This window comes from Nonomuraea sp. NPDC050478 (assembly GCF_044458265.1).
Classification (GTDB): domain Bacteria; phylum Actinomycetota; class Actinomycetes; order Streptosporangiales; family Streptosporangiaceae; genus Nonomuraea; species Nonomuraea ferruginea.
Window position 1 is genome coordinate 892,400 of the sequence record NZ_JBITHT010000001.1, and the last position, 23,311, is coordinate 915,710.

Annotated in this window: 23 protein-coding genes; 17 read left to right on the plus strand and 6 right to left on the minus strand. The window is 72.2% G+C overall.

Going from position 1 to position 23,311, the window contains the following annotated elements; translation table 11 throughout:
- Positions 1-7: 7 nt before the first annotated feature.
- On the minus strand, positions 8-1,246 hold the full coding sequence (locus tag ACIBF7_RS04195) for a hypothetical protein (protein WP_271279739.1): 1,239 nt from the start codon (positions 1,244-1,246) through the stop codon (positions 8-10).
- A 66-nt stretch (positions 1,247-1,312) separates the two neighbouring features.
- Positions 1,313-2,560, minus strand: coding sequence for a pectate lyase (locus ACIBF7_RS04200; RefSeq protein WP_315970660.1), 1,248 nt, complete (start codon positions 2,558-2,560; stop codon positions 1,313-1,315).
- Positions 2,561-2,752: 192 nt separating this feature from the next.
- On the opposite strand from ACIBF7_RS04200, the gene ACIBF7_RS04205 reads away from it, so the two are divergent.
- Positions 2,753-3,313 (plus strand): dihydrofolate reductase family protein, encoded by a 561-nt coding sequence (locus ACIBF7_RS04205; RefSeq protein WP_148035798.1) that lies wholly within the window; start codon positions 2,753-2,755, stop codon positions 3,311-3,313.
- Positions 3,314-3,317: 4 nt separating this feature from the next.
- Here the strand turns inward: ACIBF7_RS04205 and ACIBF7_RS04210 are convergent, their stop codons facing one another.
- On the minus strand, positions 3,318-4,046 hold the full coding sequence (locus ACIBF7_RS04210) for an IclR family transcriptional regulator (RefSeq protein ID WP_148035799.1): 729 nt from the start codon (positions 4,044-4,046) through the stop codon (positions 3,318-3,320).
- A gap of 87 nt (positions 4,047-4,133) precedes the next feature.
- On the opposite strand from ACIBF7_RS04210, the gene ACIBF7_RS04215 reads away from it, so the two are divergent.
- The 4 genes from ACIBF7_RS04215 to ACIBF7_RS04230 are packed head-to-tail and all read left to right on the plus strand — an operon-like array spanning position 4,134 to position 7,849.
- Entirely contained in the window at positions 4,134-5,249 is a 1,116-nt protein-coding gene (locus ACIBF7_RS04215) for a cupin domain-containing protein (protein ID WP_397196394.1), read from the plus strand.
- Positions 5,246-6,076 carry a fumarylacetoacetate hydrolase family protein gene (locus ACIBF7_RS04220; RefSeq protein ID WP_148035801.1) on the plus strand — a complete coding sequence of 277 codons (831 nt, stop codon included), beginning with the start codon at positions 5,246-5,248 and terminating at the stop codon, positions 6,074-6,076. The genes ACIBF7_RS04215 and ACIBF7_RS04220 overlap by 4 nt, the downstream gene beginning before the upstream one ends.
- Positions 6,073-6,663, plus strand: a complete 591-nt coding sequence (locus ACIBF7_RS04225) for a maleylpyruvate isomerase family mycothiol-dependent enzyme (protein WP_397196395.1) — start codon at positions 6,073-6,075, stop codon at positions 6,661-6,663. The genes ACIBF7_RS04220 and ACIBF7_RS04225 overlap by 4 nt, the downstream gene beginning before the upstream one ends.
- 16 nt (positions 6,664-6,679) lie before the next feature.
- Entirely contained in the window at positions 6,680-7,849 is a 1,170-nt protein-coding gene (locus ACIBF7_RS04230) for an FAD-dependent oxidoreductase (RefSeq protein ID WP_397196396.1), read from the plus strand.
- Here ACIBF7_RS04230 and ACIBF7_RS04235 read toward each other — a convergent pair.
- On the minus strand, positions 7,837-9,093 hold the full coding sequence (locus ACIBF7_RS04235; RefSeq protein ID WP_397196397.1) for an MFS transporter: 1,257 nt from the start codon (positions 9,091-9,093) through the stop codon (positions 7,837-7,839). The genes ACIBF7_RS04230 and ACIBF7_RS04235 overlap by 13 nt on opposite strands.
- Before the next feature lie 290 nt (positions 9,094-9,383).
- Positions 9,384-12,308, minus strand: coding sequence for a BTAD domain-containing putative transcriptional regulator (locus tag ACIBF7_RS04240; protein WP_397196398.1), 2,925 nt, complete (start codon positions 12,306-12,308; stop codon positions 9,384-9,386).
- Between the two features lie 286 nt (positions 12,309-12,594).
- On the opposite strand from ACIBF7_RS04240, the gene ACIBF7_RS04245 reads away from it, so the two are divergent.
- The 12 genes from ACIBF7_RS04245 to hypE are packed head-to-tail and all read left to right on the plus strand — an operon-like array spanning position 12,595 to position 21,801.
- A complete protein-coding gene (locus ACIBF7_RS04245) occupies positions 12,595-14,100 on the plus strand; it encodes a hypothetical protein (protein ID WP_397196399.1) in 1,506 nt (501 codons plus the stop codon).
- Positions 14,097-14,609: a hydrogenase maturation protease gene (locus ACIBF7_RS04250; RefSeq protein WP_148035805.1), complete on the plus strand. Its 513-nt coding sequence runs from the start codon at positions 14,097-14,099 to the stop codon at positions 14,607-14,609. The genes ACIBF7_RS04245 and ACIBF7_RS04250 overlap by 4 nt, the downstream gene beginning before the upstream one ends.
- The gene (locus tag ACIBF7_RS04255; RefSeq protein ID WP_271278893.1) at positions 14,602-14,970 is read left to right on the plus strand and encodes a hydrogenase/urease maturation nickel metallochaperone HypA; all 369 of its coding nucleotides are present in this window, start codon (positions 14,602-14,604) and stop codon (positions 14,968-14,970) included. Before ACIBF7_RS04250 ends, ACIBF7_RS04255 begins: the two co-directional genes overlap by 8 nt.
- Positions 14,970-16,028 (plus strand): hydrogenase expression protein HypE, encoded by a 1,059-nt coding sequence (locus ACIBF7_RS04260; protein WP_271278892.1) that lies wholly within the window; start codon positions 14,970-14,972, stop codon positions 16,026-16,028. The genes ACIBF7_RS04255 and ACIBF7_RS04260 overlap by 1 nt, the downstream gene beginning before the upstream one ends.
- 39 nt (positions 16,029-16,067) lie before the next feature.
- Positions 16,068-17,861, plus strand: coding sequence for a nickel-dependent hydrogenase large subunit (locus ACIBF7_RS04265; protein ID WP_397196400.1), 1,794 nt, complete (start codon positions 16,068-16,070; stop codon positions 17,859-17,861).
- Positions 17,854-18,201, plus strand: a complete 348-nt coding sequence (locus ACIBF7_RS04270; RefSeq protein WP_397196401.1) for a hypothetical protein — start codon at positions 17,854-17,856, stop codon at positions 18,199-18,201. The genes ACIBF7_RS04265 and ACIBF7_RS04270 overlap by 8 nt, the downstream gene beginning before the upstream one ends.
- Positions 18,198-18,803 carry a DUF5947 family protein gene (locus ACIBF7_RS04275; protein WP_261808976.1) on the plus strand — a complete coding sequence of 202 codons (606 nt, stop codon included), beginning with the start codon at positions 18,198-18,200 and terminating at the stop codon, positions 18,801-18,803. The genes ACIBF7_RS04270 and ACIBF7_RS04275 overlap by 4 nt, the downstream gene beginning before the upstream one ends.
- A 10-nt stretch (positions 18,804-18,813) precedes the next feature.
- Entirely contained in the window at positions 18,814-19,023 is a 210-nt protein-coding gene (locus ACIBF7_RS04280; RefSeq protein ID WP_364237726.1) for a hypothetical protein, read from the plus strand.
- Between the two features lie 23 nt (positions 19,024-19,046).
- Positions 19,047-19,157, plus strand: coding sequence for a DUF6893 family small protein (locus tag ACIBF7_RS04285; RefSeq protein ID WP_378525391.1), 111 nt, complete (start codon positions 19,047-19,049; stop codon positions 19,155-19,157).
- A 22-nt stretch (positions 19,158-19,179) separates the two neighbouring features.
- Complete coding sequence (locus ACIBF7_RS04290; RefSeq protein ID WP_148035810.1) at positions 19,180-19,452, plus strand: HypC/HybG/HupF family hydrogenase formation chaperone; 273 nt, start codon at positions 19,180-19,182, stop codon at positions 19,450-19,452.
- Positions 19,453-19,463: 11 nt separating this feature from the next.
- Positions 19,464-20,669, plus strand: coding sequence for a hydrogenase formation protein HypD (gene hypD, locus ACIBF7_RS04295; protein ID WP_271278887.1), 1,206 nt, complete (start codon positions 19,464-19,466; stop codon positions 20,667-20,669).
- Between the two features lie 4 nt (positions 20,670-20,673).
- Positions 20,674-21,801, plus strand: a complete 1,128-nt coding sequence (hypE, locus tag ACIBF7_RS04300) for a hydrogenase expression/formation protein HypE (protein ID WP_364237721.1) — start codon at positions 20,674-20,676, stop codon at positions 21,799-21,801.
- Between the two features lie 65 nt (positions 21,802-21,866).
- Here the strand turns inward: hypE and ACIBF7_RS04305 are convergent, their stop codons facing one another.
- Positions 21,867-23,147 (minus strand): BtrH N-terminal domain-containing protein, encoded by a 1,281-nt coding sequence (locus ACIBF7_RS04305; protein WP_364237718.1) that lies wholly within the window; start codon positions 23,145-23,147, stop codon positions 21,867-21,869.
- Positions 23,148-23,311 lie beyond the last annotated feature (164 nt).

Genomic DNA, 23,311 nt, shown 5'->3' on the forward strand with positions numbered 1-23,311 from the left:
GGCGGATTCAGCGGCCGTAGCGGCTCTTCAGGTGGCGCCACCAGTCGCGGAACATCCACGCGTCGAAGTCCGTGATCGACGACGCGCTGCCCGCCTTCATCAGGAAGCAGCACACCCCGGACGGCGTCCAGTCGTAGAAGTCGTCCACCCCGAACGAGTGGCCGATCTCGTGCAGCAGGATGTGCATGTTGTCGGCGTCCAGGTTGGCCATGTAGTACTCGCTGCCGAGCCGCTGGCCCCAGTCGCCGCCCGCGCCGCCGCCCATGCCGGCGGTGAGCCACAGGGACATGTCGTAGTGGCGCGCCGCGCCGCCCGGGCAGTTCGGGTAGGTGCCGTTCTGGTTGAAGAAGCGCCCGCAGGCGGCGACGCACTGGGGGGCGTTCTCGCGGATGTCGCCGACGTAGATGTCGACGGAGTTGTCCGTCCACTGGAGCTGGTTGCGGTCGCGTACGGCCCAGCCGACGACCTTCACGGGGACGTTCGTGTACGGCCAGCCCTCCTGGCCTGCCATCACGTCCATCCACTTCTTGAACTGGCGGGCCAGCGTGGCGTGGATGCGGTCGCGCTGGGCGGCCGTCACCGTGGCGCTGGAGTCCCAGCGGACGCAGTAGTTGATGGATCCGCCGTTGGCCATGATCTGGTCCCAGCCGTAGTTGCGGAATCCGTACAGGTTCGGGTACGTGCTCTCGACGTGCTGCCAGACCTCGTTGAGCGGGGTGACGAGGTTGGCCGGCGGGTTCCAGGGAGTCGAGGGGTTGCCGTTGTCGCCGATCGCCTTGACCTCCAGGAGGCCGACGGACGCGGCGCCGCTCTGCAGGACGACGCGCAGCCGCACGGTGCTGATCTGGGAGAAGGTCACGCGGTTGTAGGCGTTGACGGCGGTGGGGTAGGTGCCGGGGATGTCGATGTACGAGCCGCCGCTCCAGCGCTGAAGCTTCCACGAGGCGGGGACTCGTACGCCGCCGTTGTCGTCGAAGAAGTAGACCTCGGCGGAGGTGATCGTCTGGGCCGTGGGCCAGGTCAGTTCGGCCCACTGGGTGCCGGTCTGGGGCCAGGTGCCCCAGCGGGCGTTGGCGGTATCGTTGGAGCGCGGCGGGTCGACGCCGTCGTTGATCGCGGTGACGCTCTCCCAGGGCGAGGTGTACGAGGCCGAGGGGGTCGCCGCGGTGGCCAGGTTCACGGGGGCGGCCTTGGCGGGGAGCGCGGGGAGAAGTAAGAGCGTGAGGATGATGGCGAGGAGTCTCATGGGTCTCCTTGTGTTATCGCTAACATCACGTGCCGGGGAGGGTTGCCCCTCCCCGGCACTTGCGGGCTACCGGTAGGTGATGTCGGACGAGGAGTACAGGCAGTTGACGCCGTCGGCGCCTTCGCCGATCTTGGTGGGCTCGCTGCCCTTGGGCACGCCGCGGTACTTCTCGCAGATCGTGGCGCTGCCGTACACGGTGATCCGGCTGAACCTGGCCGTGTCACCCCAGTTGGTGTTGATCCCGGCCAGCACCTTGGTGGAACGGGCGGTGATGCCGTCCATGACCACGTGCCGCTGGTAGGAGGTGGAGCAGTTGCCGCAGGCCCGGTAGAGCTTGCCGGCGCTGTGCACCTGGAAGTTGCGGATGGTCAGGGTGCCTGCGCCGTTGTGCTGGAAGACCTTGTCGGAGGCGGACTTGGCGCCGCCGCCGTCCACCAGGTAGGCAGCCGAGCTGCTGGAGCTGCGGAAGGTGGCGGCGTCCTCGCCGACGTCGTTCCACCACACGTTCCTGATCGTGCAGGAGCCTTCACAGTGGATGCCGTCACCGGCCGGCGCGTCGATGATGACGTTCTGGATGGTGCCGCCGTTGGCCACCACGAACATGGGGTCCTGGCTCTCGCTCTGGCCGCCGTCGCCGATGCCGTAGTAGCGCTTCATGCCGCCGTCGAAGAACGTGCCGGCGTTGCGGGTCGTGGTCTGGTGCACGCTGCCGGTGTCGGACGGCCAGGCGCCGCTGCCGTCGCCGCCGCCATTACCGCCGCCGCTGCCCATCTTGACGAGCTGCCACTGCTGGTTGGCGCCGTTCAGGTCGTCCCACTGGGAGATACGGGCGCCGTCGGCAGTCGACCACTCCCAGGTCTCCAGGGCTTTGCCGCTGTGGCGGTTGATCAGTCGGACGTGGCCGCCGTCGGAGTCGGCGAGCCGGAACTGCTGGTTCCAGCCGTTGGTGTCGGCCCACTGGACGATCTGGGCGCCGCCATTGGCGTTCCATTCGTAGACGTCCAGGACCTTGCCGCTGTGGCGGGACTTGAGCCGGTAGTAGCCGTCGCCGGAGCTGACGAACTGCCACTGCTGCTGGTTGCCGTCGTTGCGGGCCCACTGCACCATCGGCGCGCCGTCATGGGTGGCGAACTCGTACACGTCGAGCGCCTTGCCGCTGTGCCGGTTGACCAGCACGTACCAGGCGTTCGTGTCGACGCTGGCCGCCCGCGCGGGCAGCTGGACGGCGACCGCGCCGGCCATGGCGGTCGCCAGGGCGACCAGGCTCAGCAGCAGACGCCGCCAGCCGCCCGCCCTTCGAGGTTGAGGTAACACGACCATCTCCCTTCAGGTAAGCGCTTTCCCGGCGATTGATCCCACGCCCGCGGCCCGCCGTCAACCAGGCGGGCGCCCTCCCCCTGGTGACCTGCGACGGCCCCTGAAACTTTCAGCCAGGAAGAGGAGCGTAAGAAGGTCGTAAGAACGCTCCGCCACCATCGGAAGCGGCGAACCGGAAAGGACTCATCCATGCGCAAGCTCAAGCTCCAGGTCCAGACGACCGTCGACGGCTTCATGGCCGGCCCGCAGGGCGAGATGGACTGGCTGACGTTCCCGTGGACCGACGACCTCAGCGACCACGTCAACGCGCTCACCAAGTCCGTCGACCGCATCGTGCTGGGCCGCAAGCTCGCCGAAGGGTTCATCCCGGCCTGGGCGTCCAGGCCCGAGGGCGAGGACGAGGAGTCGATCGACTGGATGAACGACACGCCCAAGACCGTCATCTCCAACAGCCTCACCGAGTCGCCGTGGGAGAACGCCACCGTGGCAGGCGGCGACCTGACCGAGATCATCGAAGGGCTCAAGGCCGAGCCGGGCGGCGACCTGATCGTGTACGGGGGCGGCACGCTCGTGTCGAGCCTGATCGCCGCGGGGCTCGTCGACGAGCTCCACCTGTTCGTCAACCCGACCTCGATCGGGGCCGGCATGCCGGTGTTCCCGGCGGACGCCTACCACCGCTTCCGCGTGGCCGGCACGCGGACGTTCGACTGCGGGATCCTCGCGCTCCACTACGAGCCGGTGCGCGCCTGAGCGGTCAGATCGCGTCGGCCTCGATCGCGGCCGCGGTCAGGGTGAGCGCGCTGATCCAGCCCGGCAGCCGCTCCCTGGTGAAACGCGCGGTGGGCAGCGCGATCGAGATCGCCGCGTACGGACGGCCCGATCCGTCGCGCAGCGCCACCCCCACCGCCGTCAGGCCCGTCTCCGTCCGCTGGTCGTTGATGGCGACGCCGCGCCGGCGCACCGCCGCCAGGTCGCGCCGGACGCGGGCCAGCTCGGCCTCGTCCGCGTAGAGCCGCGCCAGCTCGGCGGGCGGGAGCAGGGCCAGGATCGCCTTGCCGCCCGAGGTCAGGTGGGCCGGCAACGAGCGCCCGGTACGGTCGCCGACGCGCAGCACGTTGTCGCACTCGACGGTGTCGACGAAGCGGACCTCCGCGCCCGCGCGCACCACCAGGTTCGCCGACTCGCGCACGTGCGCGACCATCCGCTCCAGGTGCGGGCGGGCCACCCTGCGCAGCAGCGTGACCGGGGCTTCCGAGACGGGCGCGGGCCGCAGGACAGGCCCGGCCCGGTAGCGCCGGTCGGAGTCCTGCTCGGCGAAGTCGCGGTAGACGAGCATCGCCAGCAGGCGGTGCGCGGTGGAGCGCGAGACGCCCAGCCGCTCGGCGACGTCGCTCAGCCGCAGCGGCCCCTCCTGCTGCAGCAGCGTGGCCAGGTGCAGCGCGTGATCGACCGACTCGATCGCGTACGACGGGCGATTCTTCACAGCAGAACAACCTATTCCATCAGGAGGAACCTAGACCAGGATGGTACCCGGGTCACTGCAGCGCATCTGTCAAGGAGCCGTACACCGATGACCGTCACCAGTCCCGTCAGCATCGTCGCGAGCGACGCGCCCGACCAGCCCGACCGCACTCCCGAGCTCGACGGGCTCTACCGCGAGTTCGAGTCCGAGCTGCTGGTCCCGCTCTGGACCGAGATCGGCGACCTGATGCCGCACGCGCCGGTGTCCGCCGCCGTGCCGCACCTGTGGCGCTGGAACCGGCTGCTCCCGATGGCCACGAAGGCGGGCGCGCTCGTCCCGGTCGGCCGGGGCGGCGAGCGCCGCGCCATCGCGCTGGCCAACCCCGGGCTGGGCGGTCGTCCGTTCGCGACGCCGACCCTGTGGGCGGCGATCCAGTACCTGAACCCGCGCGAGGACGCCCCCGTGCACCGGCACACCCAGCACGCCTTCCGTTTCGTCGTCGAGGGCGAGGGCGTGTGGACCGTGGTGAACGGCGACCCGGTCGCGATGCGGCGTGGCGACTTCCTGCCGCAGGCGGGCTGGAACTGGCACGGCCACCACAACACCAGCAGCGAGCCGATGGCCTGGATCGACGGCCTCGACATCCCGTTCCAGCACTACACCGACTCGACGTTCTTCGAGTTCGGCCCGGACGAGGTGGAGAGCCGGGAGGCGCCCGACCGGTCGCGCTCGGAGCGGCTGTGGGCGCACCCCGGCCTGCGCCCGCTTACCCAGCTCGACCCGTCCCCGGCGACCCCGCTGCTCGCCTACCGCTGGGAGCACACCGACCGGGCGCTGTCGGAGCAGCTCAGGCTTGAAGCCGAGGGCTACACCGCCACCACCGAGCCGGGACACGCGGCGGTCCGCTACACCAACCCGACCACCGGCGGCGACGTCATGCCGACCATCCGCGCCGAGTTCCACCGCCTCGCCCCCGGCACCGGGACCGCCACCCGCCGGGAGGTCGGCTCGTCGGTCTTCCAGGTGTTCGGCGGTCTCGGCCGGGTCACCGTGGGTTCGGCGAGCTGGGACGTCGAGCGCGGCGACCTCTTCGTCGTCCCGTCCTGGCAGCCGCTGACCGTCGAGACCGAGCGCGGCCTCGACCTCTTCCGGTTCAGCGACACCCCCGTCATCGAGAAGCTCCACCAGCACCGCGTCCAGATCGACCCGAGGAAGCACGCATGAGACTCGCCACCATCCGCACCGCCGAAGGCACCCGCGCCGTCCGCGTCGACGGCGACCGGTACGTAGAGACCGGGTTCGGCGACGTCGGCGAGCTGCTCGCGCGGGACGACTGGCGCTCGCTCGCCGAGTCCGCCGACGGGCCCGCGCACGCCGCCGGCACGGCCGGGCTCGCGCCGGTGGTGCCCGCCCCCGGGAAGATCGTCTGCGTCGGCCTGAACTACCGCAACCACATCCTGGAGATGGGCCGCGAGCTGCCCGAGCACCCGACGCTGTTCGCCAAGTACGCCGACGCGCTCATCGGCCCGTACGACGACATCGCGCTGCCCGCCGAGTCCGACGCCGTCGACTGGGAGGCCGAGCTGGCCCTGGTCGTCGGCGCGACCGTGCGGCGGGCCGACGAGAGCCGGGCCGCCGCCGCGATCGCCGGTTTCACGGTGCTGAACGACGTCACCATGCGCGACTGGCAGTACCGCACCGCCCAGTGGCTCCAGGGCAAGACGTTCGAGGGCACCACCCCGCTCGGCCCGGTGCTGGTCACCCCTGACGAGCTGCCCGGCGGCGTCCGCCCCGAGCTGGCGATCAGCGGCGCGGTCGACGGCGAGGAGGTGCAGAAGTCCAACACCGGCGACCTGGTCTTCGACCCCGTCGCGCTGGTGCGCTACGTCTCCACGATCATGACGTTGCGGCCCGGCGACGTGATCGCCACCGGCACCCCTGGCGGCGTCGGCCACGCCCGCAAGCCCCCGCGTTACCTCGCCGACGGCGGCACGCTCGTCACCGAGATCGAGGGCATCGGCCGGCTCGAGAACAGGGCGCGCAGGTCATGACCGAGATCCGGGAGTGGATGGACCACTGCACCGGCCTCTTCCTCGACGCCGTCGACGGGCTCGCCGACGACGACCTCGGCGCGGCGACCGGCCTGCCCGGCTGGTCCCGGCGCCACGTCGTCGCGCACGTCCACCACAACGCCGAGGCGCTGCGCCGCCTGCTGCACTGGGCGCGCACCGGCGAGAGGACGCCGATGTACGCGAGCCCCGAGCAGCGGAACGCGGAGATCGAGGAAGGCTCGGCGCTGCCCGCCGGGGAGCTGCGCGCGCTGGTGCGCGGCTCCGCGGCGGCCCTCGCCGCCGACCTGGACGCGCTGCCGGAGCGGGCGTGGACGAACGAGGTCGTCACGGCGCAGGGCCGGACCGTCCCCGCCACCGAGATCCCCTGGATGCGCGCCCGCGAGGTGGCCGTGCACGCCGTCGACCTCGGCACCGGTCTCGGCTTCGACGACCTGCCCCCCGGGTTCAACGCCGCGCTGGCCGTCGACGTCGTACGCAAGCGGGCCGCCGGCGGTGAGGGCGCCGCCCTCGCCGCCTGGCTGACCGGCCGCGCCGGTGAGGCGCCCGTACTCGGCCGCTGGCTCTAGTGAGAAGGGAATGACCGTGTCCGAGAGGGATGTGGACGTCATCGTCGTGGGCGGGGGCATCGGCGGACTGTCGAGCGCCCTCGCGCTGGCCCGGTCCGGGCGGCGGGTGCGCGTCCTGGAGCGCGCGCCGGAGTTCGCCGAGGTCGGCGCCGGTCTGCAGATCGCCCCGAACGCCACCAGGATCCTGCGCGAGTGGGGCGTGCTGGACGAGGTGATCGGGCTCGGGGTGCTGCCGCGACGGCTGGTGTTCAGGGACGCGGTCGACGGCCGCGAGCTCACCCACCTGCCGCTCGGCGAGGAGTTCGTCGCCAGGTACGGCGGGCCGTACGTGGTGATCCACCGCAGCGACCTGCTCGGCGTGCTCCAGCGGGCGTGCGATCGGGCGGGCGTGGACCTGGTCCCGAACTGCGAGGTCACGGACGTCGAGACCGCGCAGGACACGGCGGTCGTGCGCAGCGCGGCGGGCGTCCAGCGGGCGGACGTGGCGATCGGGGCCGACGGGTTGCGGTCGCGGCTGCGCGCCCGGTTGAGCGACGACGAGCCGGTCAACTCCGGCTACGTCGCCTACCGCGGCGCGTTCCCGGTCGAGGAGCTGGAGACCGAGCCCGACGAGCACGCGCTCACCGACGTGGTCGCCTACATCGGCCCCGGCTGCCACCTGGTGCAGTACTCGCTGCGCGGCGGGGAGATGTTCAACACGGTCGCGGTGTTCCGGTCGCCGGGATTCCTGCGGGGCGAGGCCGAGTACGGCGGCCCCGAGGAGCTCGACGAGGTCTTCGCCGGGGCCTGCCCGCAGGTGCGGCACGGGCTGAGGTCGCTGTGGCGGGTCCGCCACTGGAAGATGTTCGACCGCGTGCCCGTCCCGAACTGGGTCGACGGCCGGATGGCGCTCACCGGCGACGCGGCCCACCCGATGCTGCAGTATCTCGCGCAGGGCGCCTGCCAGGCGATCGAGGACGCGCACTGCCTGGCGGCGCAGGCCGCCGCCAGTTCCGGCGACTGGCCGGTCGCTCTCAAGGAGTACGAGCGCGTACGGACCGAGCGGACGGCCCGGGTGCAGACGTCGGCGCGGGTCTGGGGCGACATCTGGCATGTCGACGGCGTGGCGCGGCTGCTGCGCAACGAGCTCTTCCTGAGCCGCGAGCCCGACGACCACAAGCACGTCGACTGGCTCTACGGCGTCTGATCGCGGGGCACCGCTCGGTGCCCGGCCGTCCCGGGGACGGCCTCCCCGTCGCGGGCGCAGGCCCGTCGCCAGGCGAGGGCGGCCGGCACTCCGGCGGCCAGCCCGGCCGCCCCCGCGACACCCAGCGCCCCCGTCACCCCCAGGTGCGTGGCCAGCAGGCCGCCCACGATCATGCCCAACCCCTGGGCGGCGACCAGGGCGGCGGAGGCGATCCCCAGCACCTGCCCCCTCCGCTCGGTGGGGACGATCCGGACGAACTCCGCGTTCGCCGTCACCTGGTAGGCGCCCAGCATCCCCACGAGCGCCCACAGGACCAGCGCCGCGACCGGGCCCGGGACCAGCGCCGAGGCCACCAGCGGCGCGCTCGCGGCGCACGCCAGCGGTCCGAGCAGCCGCAGCCGCGCCTCCGTGGAGCAGAACCGGGTGAAGAGGAACACGCCCAGCACGTTGCCCACCGGTATCGCGGCCATGAGCAGGCCCACCATCGCGGTGCCCTGGCCGGTCCCGGCGGCGTAGGGGGCGGCCAGCGCCTCCGGCACCACCTGGAACCCGGCGAGCATGGCCAGCGCGAGCAGGCTGCGCAGCCGGTGGTCGGAGACGAGCAGGCGCAGTCCCTCCAGCGGGCCGCCGCGCCGCCCCTCGCCGTCTCCCGCGGTTCGCGCGGCGGGGTGCGGCCGGACACCGCGCAGCACGATCAGCGCGGCCAGCGCGAAGGCCGCCGCGTTGAGCGTCAGCGACCCGCTCGTGCCCACCGCCGCCACCAGCACGCCCCCCGCCGCGAAACCGGCCAGGCTGACGATCTGGGAGGTGAGGTGCTGGATCGCGATGCCCGCCTGGTAGACGTCCTCGGGCAGGATGTCGGGCGTGAGCGCCATCTGGGCGGCCACGGCCGGCGATTCGAGCAGTTGCGAGGCGAAGACCAGGGCGCACAGCACCGGCAGCGGGATCCCCGGCACGGCCACCAGCGCGATCAGCCCGGCCCTCGCCAGGCCGCAGACGGCGATCAGCCTCCGGCGGGGGTACCGGTCCGCCAGCCCGCCCAGCAGCGGCCCGCCGACCAGCGCCGGCACCAGGGTGAGTGCGTACACGAGCGCGGTCACCGCCGCGGACCCGGTGCGCTCGTAGGCGAGCACCGCCAGCGCCACCCGGCCCAGTTGCGTCCCCGCGCGCACGACGGCCATGGCGCCCCAGAGCGCCCGGAACTCCGTGACGGCGAACGCGTGGCGGAAGGCCCCGCTCTCCATCGCCGCCTCCTGTCAGCCGCCCGTCACGCGGAGGCGGCCGGCGGCGCGTGGAAAGCGCCGCCGGCCGCCATCAGGTCGTCACCACGGTCCGGCCCCACCGGGCCGGCCTGTTCTGGTCAGGTCCAGATGAGATCGCGCATAGGAGACACCCCCTGTCCATGTCCAGTCGTGGTCGTCCGGCCGATCAGTTCCAGATGATGTCGCGCATGGCGCTCCTCCCCTTCGTAGACCCCCGCCGGCAGAGAGGCGGACCTCGTCTCCCTTTCTGCCAGGCCGGGTTGATGCGGGAGCTATACGCGAGCTACACGCCGGCCCTCGCGGACCCGTGCGAGCAGGGCCATGGCCTCGGCCCGCATCGGCGGGGAGGCCAGGCCGTCGATCCGCGGCAGCACGCGCTCGATCGTCTCCCCCGCCCGCGCGAGCTCGCCCAGCCGCTCCAGGGCCTCGCCGACCGCCAGGCCGATCTTGCAGAGCACGAGTGCCAGCTCGGAGCGTTCGGCATGGTCGAGCGCCGCCGCGAGCAGGGTGCGGGCCTGCCGGCGCTCGCCCGCCTCGATGGCCACGTGGGCCAGGCCGAGCCGGGCGAAGGCGCCTCCCGTGAAGTCGCCCGCCCGGTCGGCCGCCTCCGCGACCGCGAGGAACGCGTCCCTGGCCTCCCCCGCGCGTCCCACCCTCAGGTAGACCTCGCCCAGCCAGTACAGGGTGTTGAGCCGCTTCCAGCCGCCGCGGCTCCTGCCCGCGACGCGGAGGGCCTCCTCCAGATACCGCAGCGCCTCGGGCACGCGGCCTTCGACGAGGTGGATCTGCCCGACGCAGCGCAGGGTGTGGGCCTCTCCCGAGTGGTCCTCCATGACGCGGAAGGTCTCGCGGATCCGCTCGCAGCGGCGCAGCGCGACGGTGTGCTCGCCACGCGTGCGCTCCAGGGTGACGAGCATCCGCCAGACCTCCGCCAGCCCGTGCTCGTCCCCGATCTCGGCGAAGATCCGTTCGGACGACGCGAGCGTCCGCGCGGCCTCGTCCAGGGCGCCGGCGAGCACCCCCAGTTCCGCGGCGAGCGCCGGCACGATGGCCTGGGCCCGGCGGTCTCCGGACTTCTCCGCCATCCGGTACGCGATCGACAGGATCTTCCGGTACTCGCCCGCCCAGCACCGGATGTCGTACAGCCAGCCTCCCATCAGGGCGATCCGCCAGCCCTCGTCGAAAAGCCCATGGGCCTCCGTCTGCCGCAGGACGCCGTGGACGGTGGCGGCCTCGGCCTCCAGCCAGTTCACCGCATGCTCCGCCGCGTGCCGTACGGTCTTCCCGTCCACGGCGACGACCAGTTCCCCGGCGAGCCGGGCGTAGTAGTCGTGGCCCCGGTCGGCGCTCCGGGCCTCGGCGGCGAGCCGGAGCAGGTGCCTGGCGGCCGACGAGACCACGGACACCGCCATGTCCGCGGTCTCCTCCTCCGCCATCCGTTCCCTGCAGTAGGTGCGGACCAGGTCGTGCATCCCGTATCTGATCTGCCCCGTGCCGTCGACGCCGGCCACCCGCAGCAGGTGGATGTCCGTCAGGCGCTCCAGCGTCTCCTCCGTGTCGGCCGGCCGCTCGCCGCCGACCGCGACGGCCAGCCACGGCCCGGCCTCGGGGACGTCGAGGAAGGCCAGCCGTCGCAGCAGGCGGCGCTCCGCCTCGCCGAGCGCCTGGTAGGCCAGATCGAGACCGGCCCGTACGCCGAGCCCCGAGTAGGACAGCTCGTCCAGACGGCGCTGCTCGTCGGCGAGCCGCCTGGCCAGCTCCGCGATGCCGCGGTGGGGCCGCGCGGCGAGCCGCGACCCGGCGATGCGCAGCGCGAGCGGCAGCCCGCCGCAGAGCCGCGCCACCTCGCGGGCCTCCGCGTCCTCGGCCGCGACCCGTGCGCTCCCGGCGATCCGGCCCAGCAGCTCGACCGACTCCCCCCCGTCGAACGGGAGGAGTTCCACCGTGGTCGGCGCGCCGAGTCCGGCCAGCCGCCTGCGGCTGGTCACGAGTACGGAGCAGGTGCCCGCGCCGGGCAGGAGCGGCTTCACCTGGCTCTCGTCGGTCACGTTGTCGAGCACCACGAGCACCCGCCGGCCGGCGAGCATGGTCCGGTAGAGCGCGGACCGCTCCTCGCGGGCCTCCGGGATCCTCCTCCCGTCGACGCCCAGCGCGCGCAGGAAGCCGGCGAGCACCTCGTCCGGCTCGGCCGGCCTGCTGTCAGCCCCCCGGAGGTCCACGAAGAGCTGGCCGTCGGGGTGGCTCTCGCGGACCCGGTGGGCCGCGTGCACGGCGAAGACGGTCTTGCCCACCCCCGGCGGGCCGGTGATCGCGCAGATCGGCGGCGCGCTCCCCCGTGGGCCGGCCAGGGCGGACAGCGCCTGGGCCAGCTCACGATCCCGCCCGGTGAAGTCGGTGGTGTCGGCAGGGAGTTGCGCGGGCGCGCCGCCGGGCGTGGCCGTCACGGACCCGTTCGGCGGCGGGGCGAGGCCGGGATCGGCGCGCAGGATGGCCAGCTCCAGCTCGGTCACCGCCTGGCCCGGGTCGAGCCCGTGTTCCTCCACCAGCCTGCGGCGCAGGTCGCGGGAGAGGTCGAGGGCCTCGATCCGGCGGCCACCGCGGTAGAGCGCGAGCATGAGCTGCGCGTGCAGCCGTTCCCGCAGCGGGTGCTCCGCCACCAGCCGCCGCAGCTCGCCGATCGCGTGGTCGTGCCGTCCGAGCGCGAGCTCGGCGTCGATCAGCGTCTCCACACAGCCGAGCCGTGTCTCCTCCAGATGGACCCGGACCGCCTCGACATAGGCTCCGGACGCGTCGCTCAGCGCCGGGCCGTTCCAGAGCGCCAGTCCCCGGCGCAGCGACCGGACCACCTGCTCGGGCGGCTGCCCCGCCCCGGCCTGCCGGACGTACCCCTCGAACAGGGCGAGATCCAGGGTCGCGGCGTCGGCCCGCAACGTGTAGCCGCCCCGGGAGGAGGCCACCTCGTCGAGGCCGAGGGCGCGTAACTCGCGGCGGATGGCGTGGATCCCCGAGTAGATCTGGGCACGGGCCGAAGGCGGTGGCGCGCCGCCCCACAGCGCGTCGATCACTGTCTCCATGGTGACGACCTTGTTCGCGTTGATCAGCAGGAAGCCGAGCAGGCCGCGGCGCTGTGACCGGCCGAGGGCGCTCACCGCGCCGCCGCCGCGCACCCTTACGGGCCCGAGAACGCTGAACGTCATGCCGCCCCCGTGAGGCACCTCAAGCGTCATTTGACGATCTTTACCGATAAGTGCCGTTTTGGCAGCAAATTAGTCGGTTGGGGGGTCCCTGCCGCCCGCTGGACCGGGCGCGCGACCGTGCGGCAAAGCGGCGGGCAAATCCTGTTGGGACGAAGCGGGCTTACGTCGGAGAAAGTCCGATTTCCCCTCGGATGAATCATCAAGAACCGCTAGGTGAGGACGGCACCTAGGGGAGCGATCCACCTACTTGTCCTGAGACGGCGTGGCAATACCAGAAGAGTCACGTATGACCAGGGACAGGAAGGGGCCACCCTCCGTGGACGCGAACGGCATCGACGCCGCGCCCGGTTTCCGGGCGGCGCTGGCGGTCGCGGACTCCGTCCTGTACGAGGGCTACCTGCTGTACCCCTATCGCCGTTCCTCTCCGAAGAACCGGGTCCGGTGGCAGTTCGGCGTGCTGCTGCCGGAGCCGTGGGCCAGGGCGCACGGGCTGGACGGGGGCGGGGTGGCGGGCTCCGCCGAGTCGTGGTGGCAGCGGACCGAGTGCCTGCTCACCGGGCCCGCCGACGCCCTGGTGCACTGCCGGCTCCGCTTCCTGCACCTGCGCCGCCGTACCCCTGAAGAGCTGCTGCCGGACGGCGGCCACCGCGCCGCCGACCAGGTCGGGGACGCGCTGACCTTCGACGAGGCCGTGCCCCGCGAGTTCGACCTCACGGCGTCCGTCGCGGACCTGCTGTCCGGGCCGAAGCGGCTCGACCTGCGGGTGCCCGGCTTCGAGACGATCACCCCGCTGCCCGGCTCGGCCGGTCGGACGCGCTGGCGCGAGTGGCCCCTGCTCGCGCGCGCCACCATGTCCCTGACCGCCTGCGCGCCCCCCACCAGCACGCCCGTACGCGACGAGCACGCCGGTTACGAGCGGGTGCCGCAGAACAAGCCGGGGGTACGCGACGAGCACACCGGCCAGAAGCCCGTGCCGCTGCTCAAGTTGTGTGTACGGGTTGAGAACGTCGGCCGGGAGCCGTCGCCGGAGGCGTCCAGGGACGAGGCGCTCCGGCACGCGCTGATCGCCTGCCACACGCTCCTCGCCGTGCCCGGCGGCCGGTTCGTCTCGCTGCTGGAACCCCCGGCGTGGGCGGAGGCCGCGGCCCGCGACTGCGCGAACGCGCACACGTACCCCGTGCTGAGCGGCGACCAGGTGATGCTGTCGTCCCCGATCCTGCTGTACGACAACCCACGGGTCGCGCCGGAGAGCCCCGGGGACCTGCACGACGCGGCGGAGATCGACGAGATCCTGTCGCTGCGCACGCTGACGCTCACCGACGCCGAGAAGCAGGAGGCGCGCGCCACCGACCCGCGGGCCGCCGCCATCCTGGACCGCGTCGAGTCGATGACCCCGGACGACCTGGCCCGCCTGCACGGCACCACCCGCGACCCGCGGCCCGCCGCTCCCAGGACGGACGCTGAGGTGGAGTCGAAGGTGCCCTGGTGGGATCCGGAGGCGGATGCCTCGGTGCGGCCGGAGACGGACTGCGTCGAGGTGGGCGGGGTCCCGGTGCGCAAGGGCAGCAGGGTGCGGCTGCGACCCCGGTTGCGCGGCACCGACCCGCAGGACATGTTCCTCGACGGCAGGACGGCCCTGGTGGAGGCGGTGCTGCTCGACGTGGACGGCAGCCGCCACTTCGCCGTGACCCTGGAGGACGACCCGGCGGCCGAGCTGAACCAGTGGTACGGGCGGTACCGCTACTTCGCCCCCGACGAGACCGAGCCGCTGGACCAGGGGGTGCCGGGATGAAGCGGGTGCTGGTGGCCGGGATCGGCAACGTGTTCCTCGGCGACGACGGCTTCGGCGTCGAGGTGGTCAGGCGGATGGACCCGGCGGCCCTGCCCGGCTCCGTGGTGGTGGCCGACTACGGCATCCGCGGCGTCCACCTGGCCTACGAACTGCTGGGCGGCACGTACGACACGCTGATCATGGTGGACGCGGTCGAGGTCGAGGGCCCGCCGGGCACCGTGGCCGTCCTGGAGATCGACGACGAGCCGGCCCCGGACGCCCCGCCGCCCGTGGACGGGCACGGCATGCATCCGCAGGCCGTCCTCGACCTGCTCCGCAAGCTGGGCGGCGGCGTCGGCCGGGTGCTCCTGGTGGGCTGCCGGCCGCAGGTGATCGACGAGGTGATGGGCCTGTCCGAGCCCGTCGCCGCAGCCGTGGACGGCGCGGTCGCCGCGGTGACGGCGCTGGCCCGCGACGAGGCCGCCCGACAAGAGGCGACCCGACAAGACAAGGAACGCGCTGATGCATGAGACAGGGATGTGCGACGAGATCGTCCGGGCGGTTCTGCTCCGCGCCGAGGGACGGCGGGTGGCGGCGGTACGCGTCCGTGCCGCCGTCACCGGGCACGCGGTGGACCCGGCGGTCGTCGACCAGGGCTTCCGGGTGGCCGCTGCCGGGACCGCCGCCGAGGACGCGCAGCTCGAACTGGTCGCCGCGCCGCCGACGATGAGCTGCCACGACTGCGGCGCCAGGACGCCCGCGGCGAGCGCGCTCGTGCTCGTCGCCTGCCCGCGCTGCGGCGGCGTCGACGTCGAGGTCGCCGGCGACACCGGGGTCGTCGTCGAGTCGATCACCTACCAGTCGGACGTGCTCACCAGCGAGGTGCCGTGATGACGCAGACGCACGAGCGGAGCGGCCAGGCCGCCGGCTACGACGAGATGCACATCCTGTGGATATCCGAGGGCATGAGCTGCGACGGCGACACCGTCTCGATCACCGCCGCGACCCAGCCCGCGATCGAGGACGTGGTCGGCGGCGTCATCCCCGGCCTGCCCAAGGTCCACCTGCACAACAAGGTGCTCTCGCCCAGCCTCGGCGGCGAGGACTACCTGGCCCCGTTCAGGGCCGCCGCCCGCGGCGAGCTGGAGCCGTTCATGCTCGTCATCGAGGGCTCGGTCCCCAACGAGAACATCAACGGCGACGGCTACTGGACGTCGCTGGGCAACGACCCGGCGACCGGCGACCCGATGACCGTGAACACCTGGATCGACCGGCTCGCCCCCCGAGCCTGGGCGGTCGTCGCCATCGGCACCTGCGCGACCTACGGCGGCATCCACGCGATGGCCGGCAACCCGACCGGCTGCATGGGCCTGGCCGACTACCTCGGCTGGGACTTCCGGTCGACCGGCGGGCTGCCGATCGTCAACGTGCCGGGCTGCCCCGTCCAGCCGGACAACTTCATGGAGACCCTGACCTGGGTGCTCTACCACGCGGCCGGCAGCGCGCCGCCGCCTCCGCTGGACGAGATGCTGCGCCCGCAGTGGCTGTTCGGCAAGACGGTCCACGAGGGCTGCGACCGGGGCGCGTACTACGAGCAGGGCGACTTCGCCGGTGACTACAACTCCCCGAAGTGCCAGGTGAAGGTGGGCTGCTGGGGCCCGGTCGTGAACTGCAACGTGCCCAAGCGCGGGTGGATGGCCGGGATCGGCGGCTGCCCGAACGTGGGCGGCATCTGCATCGCCTGCACCATGCCCGGCTTCCCGGACAAGTTCATGCCCTTCATGGACATGCCGCCCGGCGGCAACCTGTCCTCGACGCTGATCAAGCCGTACGGCGCGTTCATCCGCCGGATGCGCGGCATCACCAACCACACCGCCAACAGGGAACCCCGGTGGCGGCACAACCGCGAGGCGCTGACCAGCGGCTACGACCCACGCTGGCGTCCGTAGAGACCGCCGACACGCGAAGAGAGAGAGGGAGTACGGCGGATGGCCATCGAACAGCAGGAAAGAGTCACGCCCAAGCCGGGCCAGCTCGTCGAGATGTCGTGGGACCCGATCACCCGCATCATCGGCAACCTCGGCATCTACACCAAGATCGACTTTGAGAACCAGCGCGTGGTGGAGTGCCACAGCACGTCCTCGCTGTTCCGCGGCTACTCCGTGTTCATGAAGGGCAAGGATCCGCGCGACGCCGGCTTCATCACCAGCCGCATCTGCGGCATCTGCGGCGACAACCACACGACGTGCTCGGTCTACGCGCAGAACATGGCGTACGGGATCAAGACCCCGAAACTCGCCGAGTGGATCATGAATCTCGGCGAGGCCGCCGAGTACATGTTCGACCACACGCTCTTCCAGGACAACCTGGTGTTCGTCGACTTCTGCGAGGCGATGGTCAAGGGCACCAACCCGAGCGTGCTGAGCCGGGCCGAGACCACCGACGCGCCGAACGCCGCCATCCACGGCAAGCGCACGATCGCCGACATCATGCGGGCGTTCAACCCGTTCGAGGGCGACATCTACAAGGAGGCGCTGGTCGTCAGCCGTGTCACCCGGGAGATGTTCTGCCTGATGGAGGGCAGGCACGTGCACCCCTCGACGGTGTATCCGGGCGGCGTTGGCACGATGCCGTCGCCGACGGTCTTCACCGACTACCTGTCGCGGCTGATGAGCGTCATCGACTTCGTCAAGAAGGCCGTCGCGCTCAACGACGACGTTTTCGACTTCTTCTACGAGGCGCTGCCCGGCTACGAGGAGGTCGGCCGCCGCCGGGTGCTGCTGGGCTGCTGGGGCGCGTTCCAGGACCCCGAGGTCGTCGACTACCGCTACGAGACGATGAACGAGTGGGGCAAGGCGATGTACGTCACCCCCGGCATCGTCGTCGACGGCGAGCTGATCACCACCAACCTGGTCGACATCAACCTCGGCATCCGCATCCTGCTCGGCAGCTCCTACTACGACGACTGGGTGAACGAGAAGCCGTTCGTCACCCACGACCCGCTCGGCAACCCGGTGGACATGCGCCACCCGTGGAACCAGACCACGCTGCCCGCCCCGCAGAAGCGGGACTTCGAGGGCAACTACAGCTGGGTGATGAGCCCGCGCTGGCTGGACCCGCGCACCGGCGACCACCTGCCGCTGGACACCGGCGGCGGCCCGTTCGCGCGCCTCTACACCACCGCGCTGGCCGGCCTCGTGGACACCCCGTACGTGAAGTCGACCGGCTCCAGCGTGCAGATCCACCTGCCGAAGGGCGACTCGCTGCCGGAGACGACGCTGGAGTGGCGGATCCCGCAGTGGTCCAACGCCATCGAGCGCAACCGGGCCCGGGTGTACTTCGTGGCCTACGCGGCCGCCATGGCGGTGTACTTCATCGAGCGGGCGCTGGAGCGCGTGCGCGGCGGCGACACCAAGGTGTTCCAGGACTTCGACGTGCCGGAGCAGGCGATCGGCGTCGGCTTCCACGAGGCCGTGCGCGGCGTGCTGTCGCACCATCTCGTCATCGAGAAGGGCAAGATCGCCAACTATCACCCGTACCCGCCCACCCCGTGGAACGGCAGCCCGCGCGACCGCTTCGGCACGCCGGGACCGTACGAGGACGCCGTGCAGGACATGCCCATCTTCGAGGAGAACGGGCCGGAGAACTTCAAGGGCGTCGACATCATGCGCGCGGTCCGCAGCTTCGACCCGTGCCTGCCCTGCGGCGTGCACATGTATCTCGGCAAGGGCCGCACGCTGCGAAAAGTGCACTCGCCCATGTTCGGGGGCGGCCATGACTGACCGGCCGCGGCTGGACGAGCGCGCCGTCGCCGGGCGCCTGGAGCTGCTGGAAGAGATGCTGAACGAGCTGGAGACGACCTCGGGGCCGACGGCGGAGCTGGCGCTCGACGCGGTCGCCACGCTCGCCGAGGTGTACGGGGAGGCGCTGGCCCGCGTCATGGACCGCGCCGCCGCGTACCCCGGGTTCGGCTCCGCGGCGGCCGGGGACGTCCTGCTGGCGCACCTGTTCGCGCTGCACGGGGTGCCCACGGGCCAGCCGCCCGCGAGCGATCCCGGCACGGCGTTCATCCCGCTCGACACGCTGGCGCGGCGGCCCGCCACGTCGAGGGCGGCCCCGTGACGCACAGCGTGACCGGCGGCGCGCTCGGCCGGGTCGTCAACCGGCCGGTCGCCCGGCGGCGGCGGGCCGCCGAGCCGTGCGAGCTGTGCGGCGAGCCGCTGCAGGGCGAGCACGCCCACCTGCTGGAGGAGCGGAAGGAGCAGGTGCTGTGCGCCTGCCGCGCCTGCGCGCTGCTGTTCGAGCGGGGCGAGGGCGGCGAGGGCGGCCTCGGGCGCTTCCGGCTGGTGCCGAACCGGCGGATCCGCCTCACCGGCCCGCCGCCGTCCGAGCTGGGCGTGCCGGTGGGCCTGGCGTTCTTCGTACGCCGGGCCGACGGCACGGTCCTGGCCAACTATCCGAGCCCGGTGGGCGCCACCCGCTGGGAGGTGGACACCGCCGCGTGGGAACGGCTCGTCGGCCGGTACGGGGAGCTGGAGTCGATGCGGACGTCGGTGGAGGCCTTCCTGGTCGCGATCGTGCGCGGCATGGACGAGCGCTGGCTCGTACCCATCGACGACTGTCACCGGCTCGTCGCCCTGGTCCGCCAGGAATGGACGGGCATGTCCGGCGGGCAGCGGCTCTGGGATCGGATCGCAGCTTTCTTCGCCGAACTCGGCAGATGAGGAGGAGGACATGTCACAGATCCGCGTGGGCAAGCCCGACGTGGCGCCCGACACGCCGTCGCACGTCAAGGGCGTACGGCAGGGCAACCAGAAACACGCGCACCACCGGCAGGTGGGTCACAACGAGGACGACACGGCGGACGCGCGCCGCTCCACGGGCGTGCGGCCCGGCAAGGAGAACCCGATCCTGCCGATCATGCCGAACCTGTCGCCGAGCTAGATCGAGAGGAGGTGCAAGCCGACATGCGGCTTTCAGGCAAACTGCTGGCCCTGTTCACCGGGGCCGCGCTCGTCGCCATGTTCTGGCGGGAACTGCCCGCCGTGAAGCGATACATCAAGATGACACGAATGTGAACGGGAAGGAGCGGGGCGGCCGATGTGCCTGGGCATCCCCGGCGAGATCGTCGAACTCATCCCCGGACAGCCCGAACTCGCCAAGGTCGAGGTCGCGGGCGTCCGGCGGGCCATCAACGTCGGACTGGTCAGCCAGGACGGTATCCGTCCAGGCGACTGGGTGCTGGTGCACGTCGGCTTCGCCATGTCCAAGATCGACGAGCAGGAGGCGGCGGCCACGCTCGCGCTCCTGCGCGGTCTGGGACAGGCGTACACCGACGAGCTCGAAGCGCTCGCCGAATCGGACATCACCTGAAAGGCAGGGCATTGCGGTTCGTCGATGAGTACCGCGACGCGGGCCAGGCCCGGCAGCTCGCGGCGCGGATCCGGGACCTGTGCGAGCCCGGCCGGCACTACACGTTCATGGAGGTGTGCGGCGGCCACACGCACACGATCTACAAGCACGGGCTGGAGGACCACCTGCCGGAGACGGTCTCGCTGGTGCACGGCCCCGGCTGCCCGGTCTGCGTCATCCCGATGGGCCGCATCGACGACGCCATCGCCATCGCCCACGAGCCGGGCGTCATCATGACGTCCTTCGGCGACATGATGCGGGTGCCCGGGGGCCGCGGGTCGTTCCTCGACGCCAAGGCCGCGGGGGCGGACATCCGCATGGTGTACTCGCCGCTGGACGCGCTCAAGATCGCCCGGCAGAACCCCGACCGCACGGTCGTCTTCATGGCCATCGGGTTCGAGACCACCGCGCCGTCGACGGCGATGACCGTGCTGCGGGCCGAGGCCGAGGGCATCGGGAACTTCGCGGTCTTCTGCAACCACGTGACGATCCTCCCGGCGATCAAGGCGATCCTGGACTCGCCCGACATGCGGCTCGACGGCTTCATCGGGCCGGGTCACGTCTCCACCGTCATCGGCTGCCGGCCCTACTCCTTCATCGCCGGCGACTACGGCAAGCCGCTGGTGTGCGCCGGGTTCGAGCCGCTGGACGTCCTGCAGTCGGTCCACATGCTGCTGCGGCAGCTCGCCGAGGGCCGGGCCGAGGTGGAGAACCAGTACACCCGGGTGGTGCCGTGGGACGGCAACCCCAGGGCGCTGTCGGCGATCTCGCGGGTGATGGAGCTGCGGCCGCACTTCGAGTGGCGCGGGCTGGGGTTCATCGCCAACTCGGCGCTGCGGATGCGCGAGTCGTACGCGGCCTACGACGCCGAGCGGCGCTTCCCGGTGCCGGGGGTCCGGGTGGCCGACCCGAAGGCGTGCCAGTGCGGCGAGGTGCTGAAAGGCGTGCTGAAGCCGTGGGAGTGCAAGGTCTTCGGCACCGCCTGCACGCCCGAGACGCCCATCGGCACCTGCATGGTCTCCTCGGAGGGCGCCTGCGCGGCCTACTACAACTTCGGCCGCTTCACCCGGCGCCGCGAGGTCGCGCCGTCGCCTGGACTGAGGAGCGGCGGGAGCGCAGCGACCAGAGCGACGAGGGAAGGCGACGGGTTTGAGCGACCGAGCAGCCTCACGAAGTGAGGCCATGAACACTGCGGAATGGGCGGAACGGGCCTTGGCGGAGGCCGCGGTCGGGCAGGAGCCGCTGTCCCGCGAGGAACAGGTGCTGGAACGCATCGAACGCGCCCGCCGCCGCAAGCCGAAGGTCACCGAGGAGAGGGTGACCATGGCGCACGGCGCGGGCGGCAAGGCGTCCCGCACGCTGATCCAGGCCGTCTTCGTCGACGCCTTCGCCAACCCCGCGCTCCAGCGGCTCGACGACGGCGCCACGCTCGACCTGGGCACCGGCCGGCTGGTCTTCACGACCGACGCGTACGTGGTCTCGCCGCTGTTCTTCCCGGGCGGCGACATCGGCGACCTGGCCGTGAACGGGACGGTCAACGACCTGGCGGTCTGCGGGGCGCGGCCGATGTACCTGTCGGCGGGGTTCGTCCTGGAAGAGGGGTTCCCCGTCGCCGACCTGCGCCGGATCACCGCCTCGATGGCGGCCGCCGCCGAGCGGGCCGGCGTGCGGGTGGTGACCGGCGACACCAAGGTGGTCCAGCGCGGCAAGGCCGACGGCTGCTACGTGACCACGTCCGGGATCGGCGCGCTGGAACGGCCGGTCACGCTGGGCGAGTCCCAGGTGCGGCCCGGGGACGCGGTGATCGTGTCCGGCCCGGTCGGCGAGCACGGCGTCACCGTCATGATCGCCCGTGGCGAGCTGGACATCGAGGCGGACCTGACCTCCGACACCGCGCCCGTGCACGAGGCCGTCGCCGCCCTCCTCGACGCGGTCCCGGTGCGGATGATGCGCGACGCCACCAGGGGCGGGGTCGCGACGATCCTGAACGAGATCGCCGTCGGCGCGGGGCTGGCGGTGACGGCCGACGAGCGGGCGATCCCGGTGCGGCCGGTCGTGAGCGGGGCCTGCGAGCTGCTCGGCCTGGACCCGCTGTACGTGGCCTGCGAGGGCAGGTTCGTGGCCGTGGTCGACGGGGACCACGCGTCGGCCGCGGTCCGGGCGCTGCGGCGGCATCCGGTGAGCGAGGGCGCCGCCGTGGTGGGCACGGTCGAGGCGGGGCCGCCGGGGATGGTGCTGCTCAAGACCGCCTCCGGCGGCACCAGGATCGTGGACCTGCTGGTCGGCGACCCGCTCCCGCGCATCTGCTGACCTTCACGACGCCGCGCGTCCCGTACGTGACAGCTGTCACGTACGGGCGGCTCACCGCGGCGCCGTCAGAGGCGCTGGGCGAGGTGGGCGATCTCGGTGCGCTCGGCCTCGTAGATGGTGCTCAGCCGGGAGCTGAGGCCGGCGAACAGAGGGCCGGTGTCGGCCAGAGCGGACAGGGAGTCGTTGGCCGCGGCGCGGGCCGCCCACAGCTCCTCGGCCGCCTGGGCCGCCTGCGGACCGCCCGCGGTGCCGTCCGCCATGACGCTCTCCTTGATCGCCGCCGTCAGCTCGCGGATCGTGGCGAACTCCGGCACCTCCGCCGGCAGCGCCGCCTCCGCCAGCTCGTGCCACAGGGCCCGGATCTCCCTGAACCGCCCGGCCGACTCCGCCAGCGACGGCCGGTCGAGCAGGGCGGCGGCCTCGTCGAGGGCGTCGGCGAACAGGTCGCGGAGGTTTCCGCCGTCGATGCCCACCGGCTCGGCCCCCTCCCAGACCGACAGCAGGGCGTCGGCCAGGGCGCGCCGGTCGGCGAACACCTTCGGCCACGCCTTGGCGTTGCGGGTGTCGACCAGCAGCCTGGCCCATTTGCGCCAGGCGGGCAGCGAGAAGGAGTCCGAGGTGGCCGACAGGTGCGTGACACAGTCGCGCAGCCCTTCCTGGGCGGCCTCGGCCAGCGCCGCCTCGGTCAGCTTCGCCTCGCCCAGCACGTGCATGACGTTCTTGTACGACCCCACCCGGGCCCGTGCCGCGTCGAACCGCTCACGCGGGACACAGATCGGCGCCTGCCCTCGATCGTCCAGGTAGACCCCGTCCGCGTCGTACCGGTAGGCGACCACCGGATGCCCGCCGTGCCCCTCCAGGAAGGCGGGCACCTGCCAGTAGCCCGTGTGGCAGCGGTCGGGCAGGACCACGCACGGCCGCCCCGCGTCCAGCTCGGCGGTCAGCCGGTCGCTCGCGGCGCGGAGGCCGGACGTGCGGTGCTCCTCGTACGGGACGCCCAGCCGGGTGAGCGTCTTGGCCATCCAGCGGTCGTGGTACTGCCACTGGTTGCGGAAGGCCAGGACCACGTGACGGGACTGGTCGTGCTTGAACTCCCACAGGATGTAGCCGGCGCCGATCCCGCCACCCGCCAGGAACACGAGCGGCTCGCTGACGGCCACGCCCTGGTTGACCAGGACGGAGGTGATCGCCGCGCTGGACGGGTGCCGCCCGCCGGCGAAGCGCCAGCCGCCGTCGGAGGCGGTCTCGGCGCTGCCCGCGACATGGGCGCGGGCGGTGGTGTAGCTCTCCCCCGTCTTGGCCATGCGGGCCCGGATGCGGGCCTTGAGCTGCTTCTTGCTGGTCATGTCCGGCTCTTCCCACGGCCGTCGCCAGGACCCGGCCCACGCCCGCGGCCCGTGGCGGCCGTGATGGAGCGTCGACCGTCAGGAACGCGGCTCCCGAGGCTCGTGGCGTCCCCTTTGCCCCCGCGATCGGCGGGCCGCGTGGGGACCCGCTCTGGAGGTTCGGC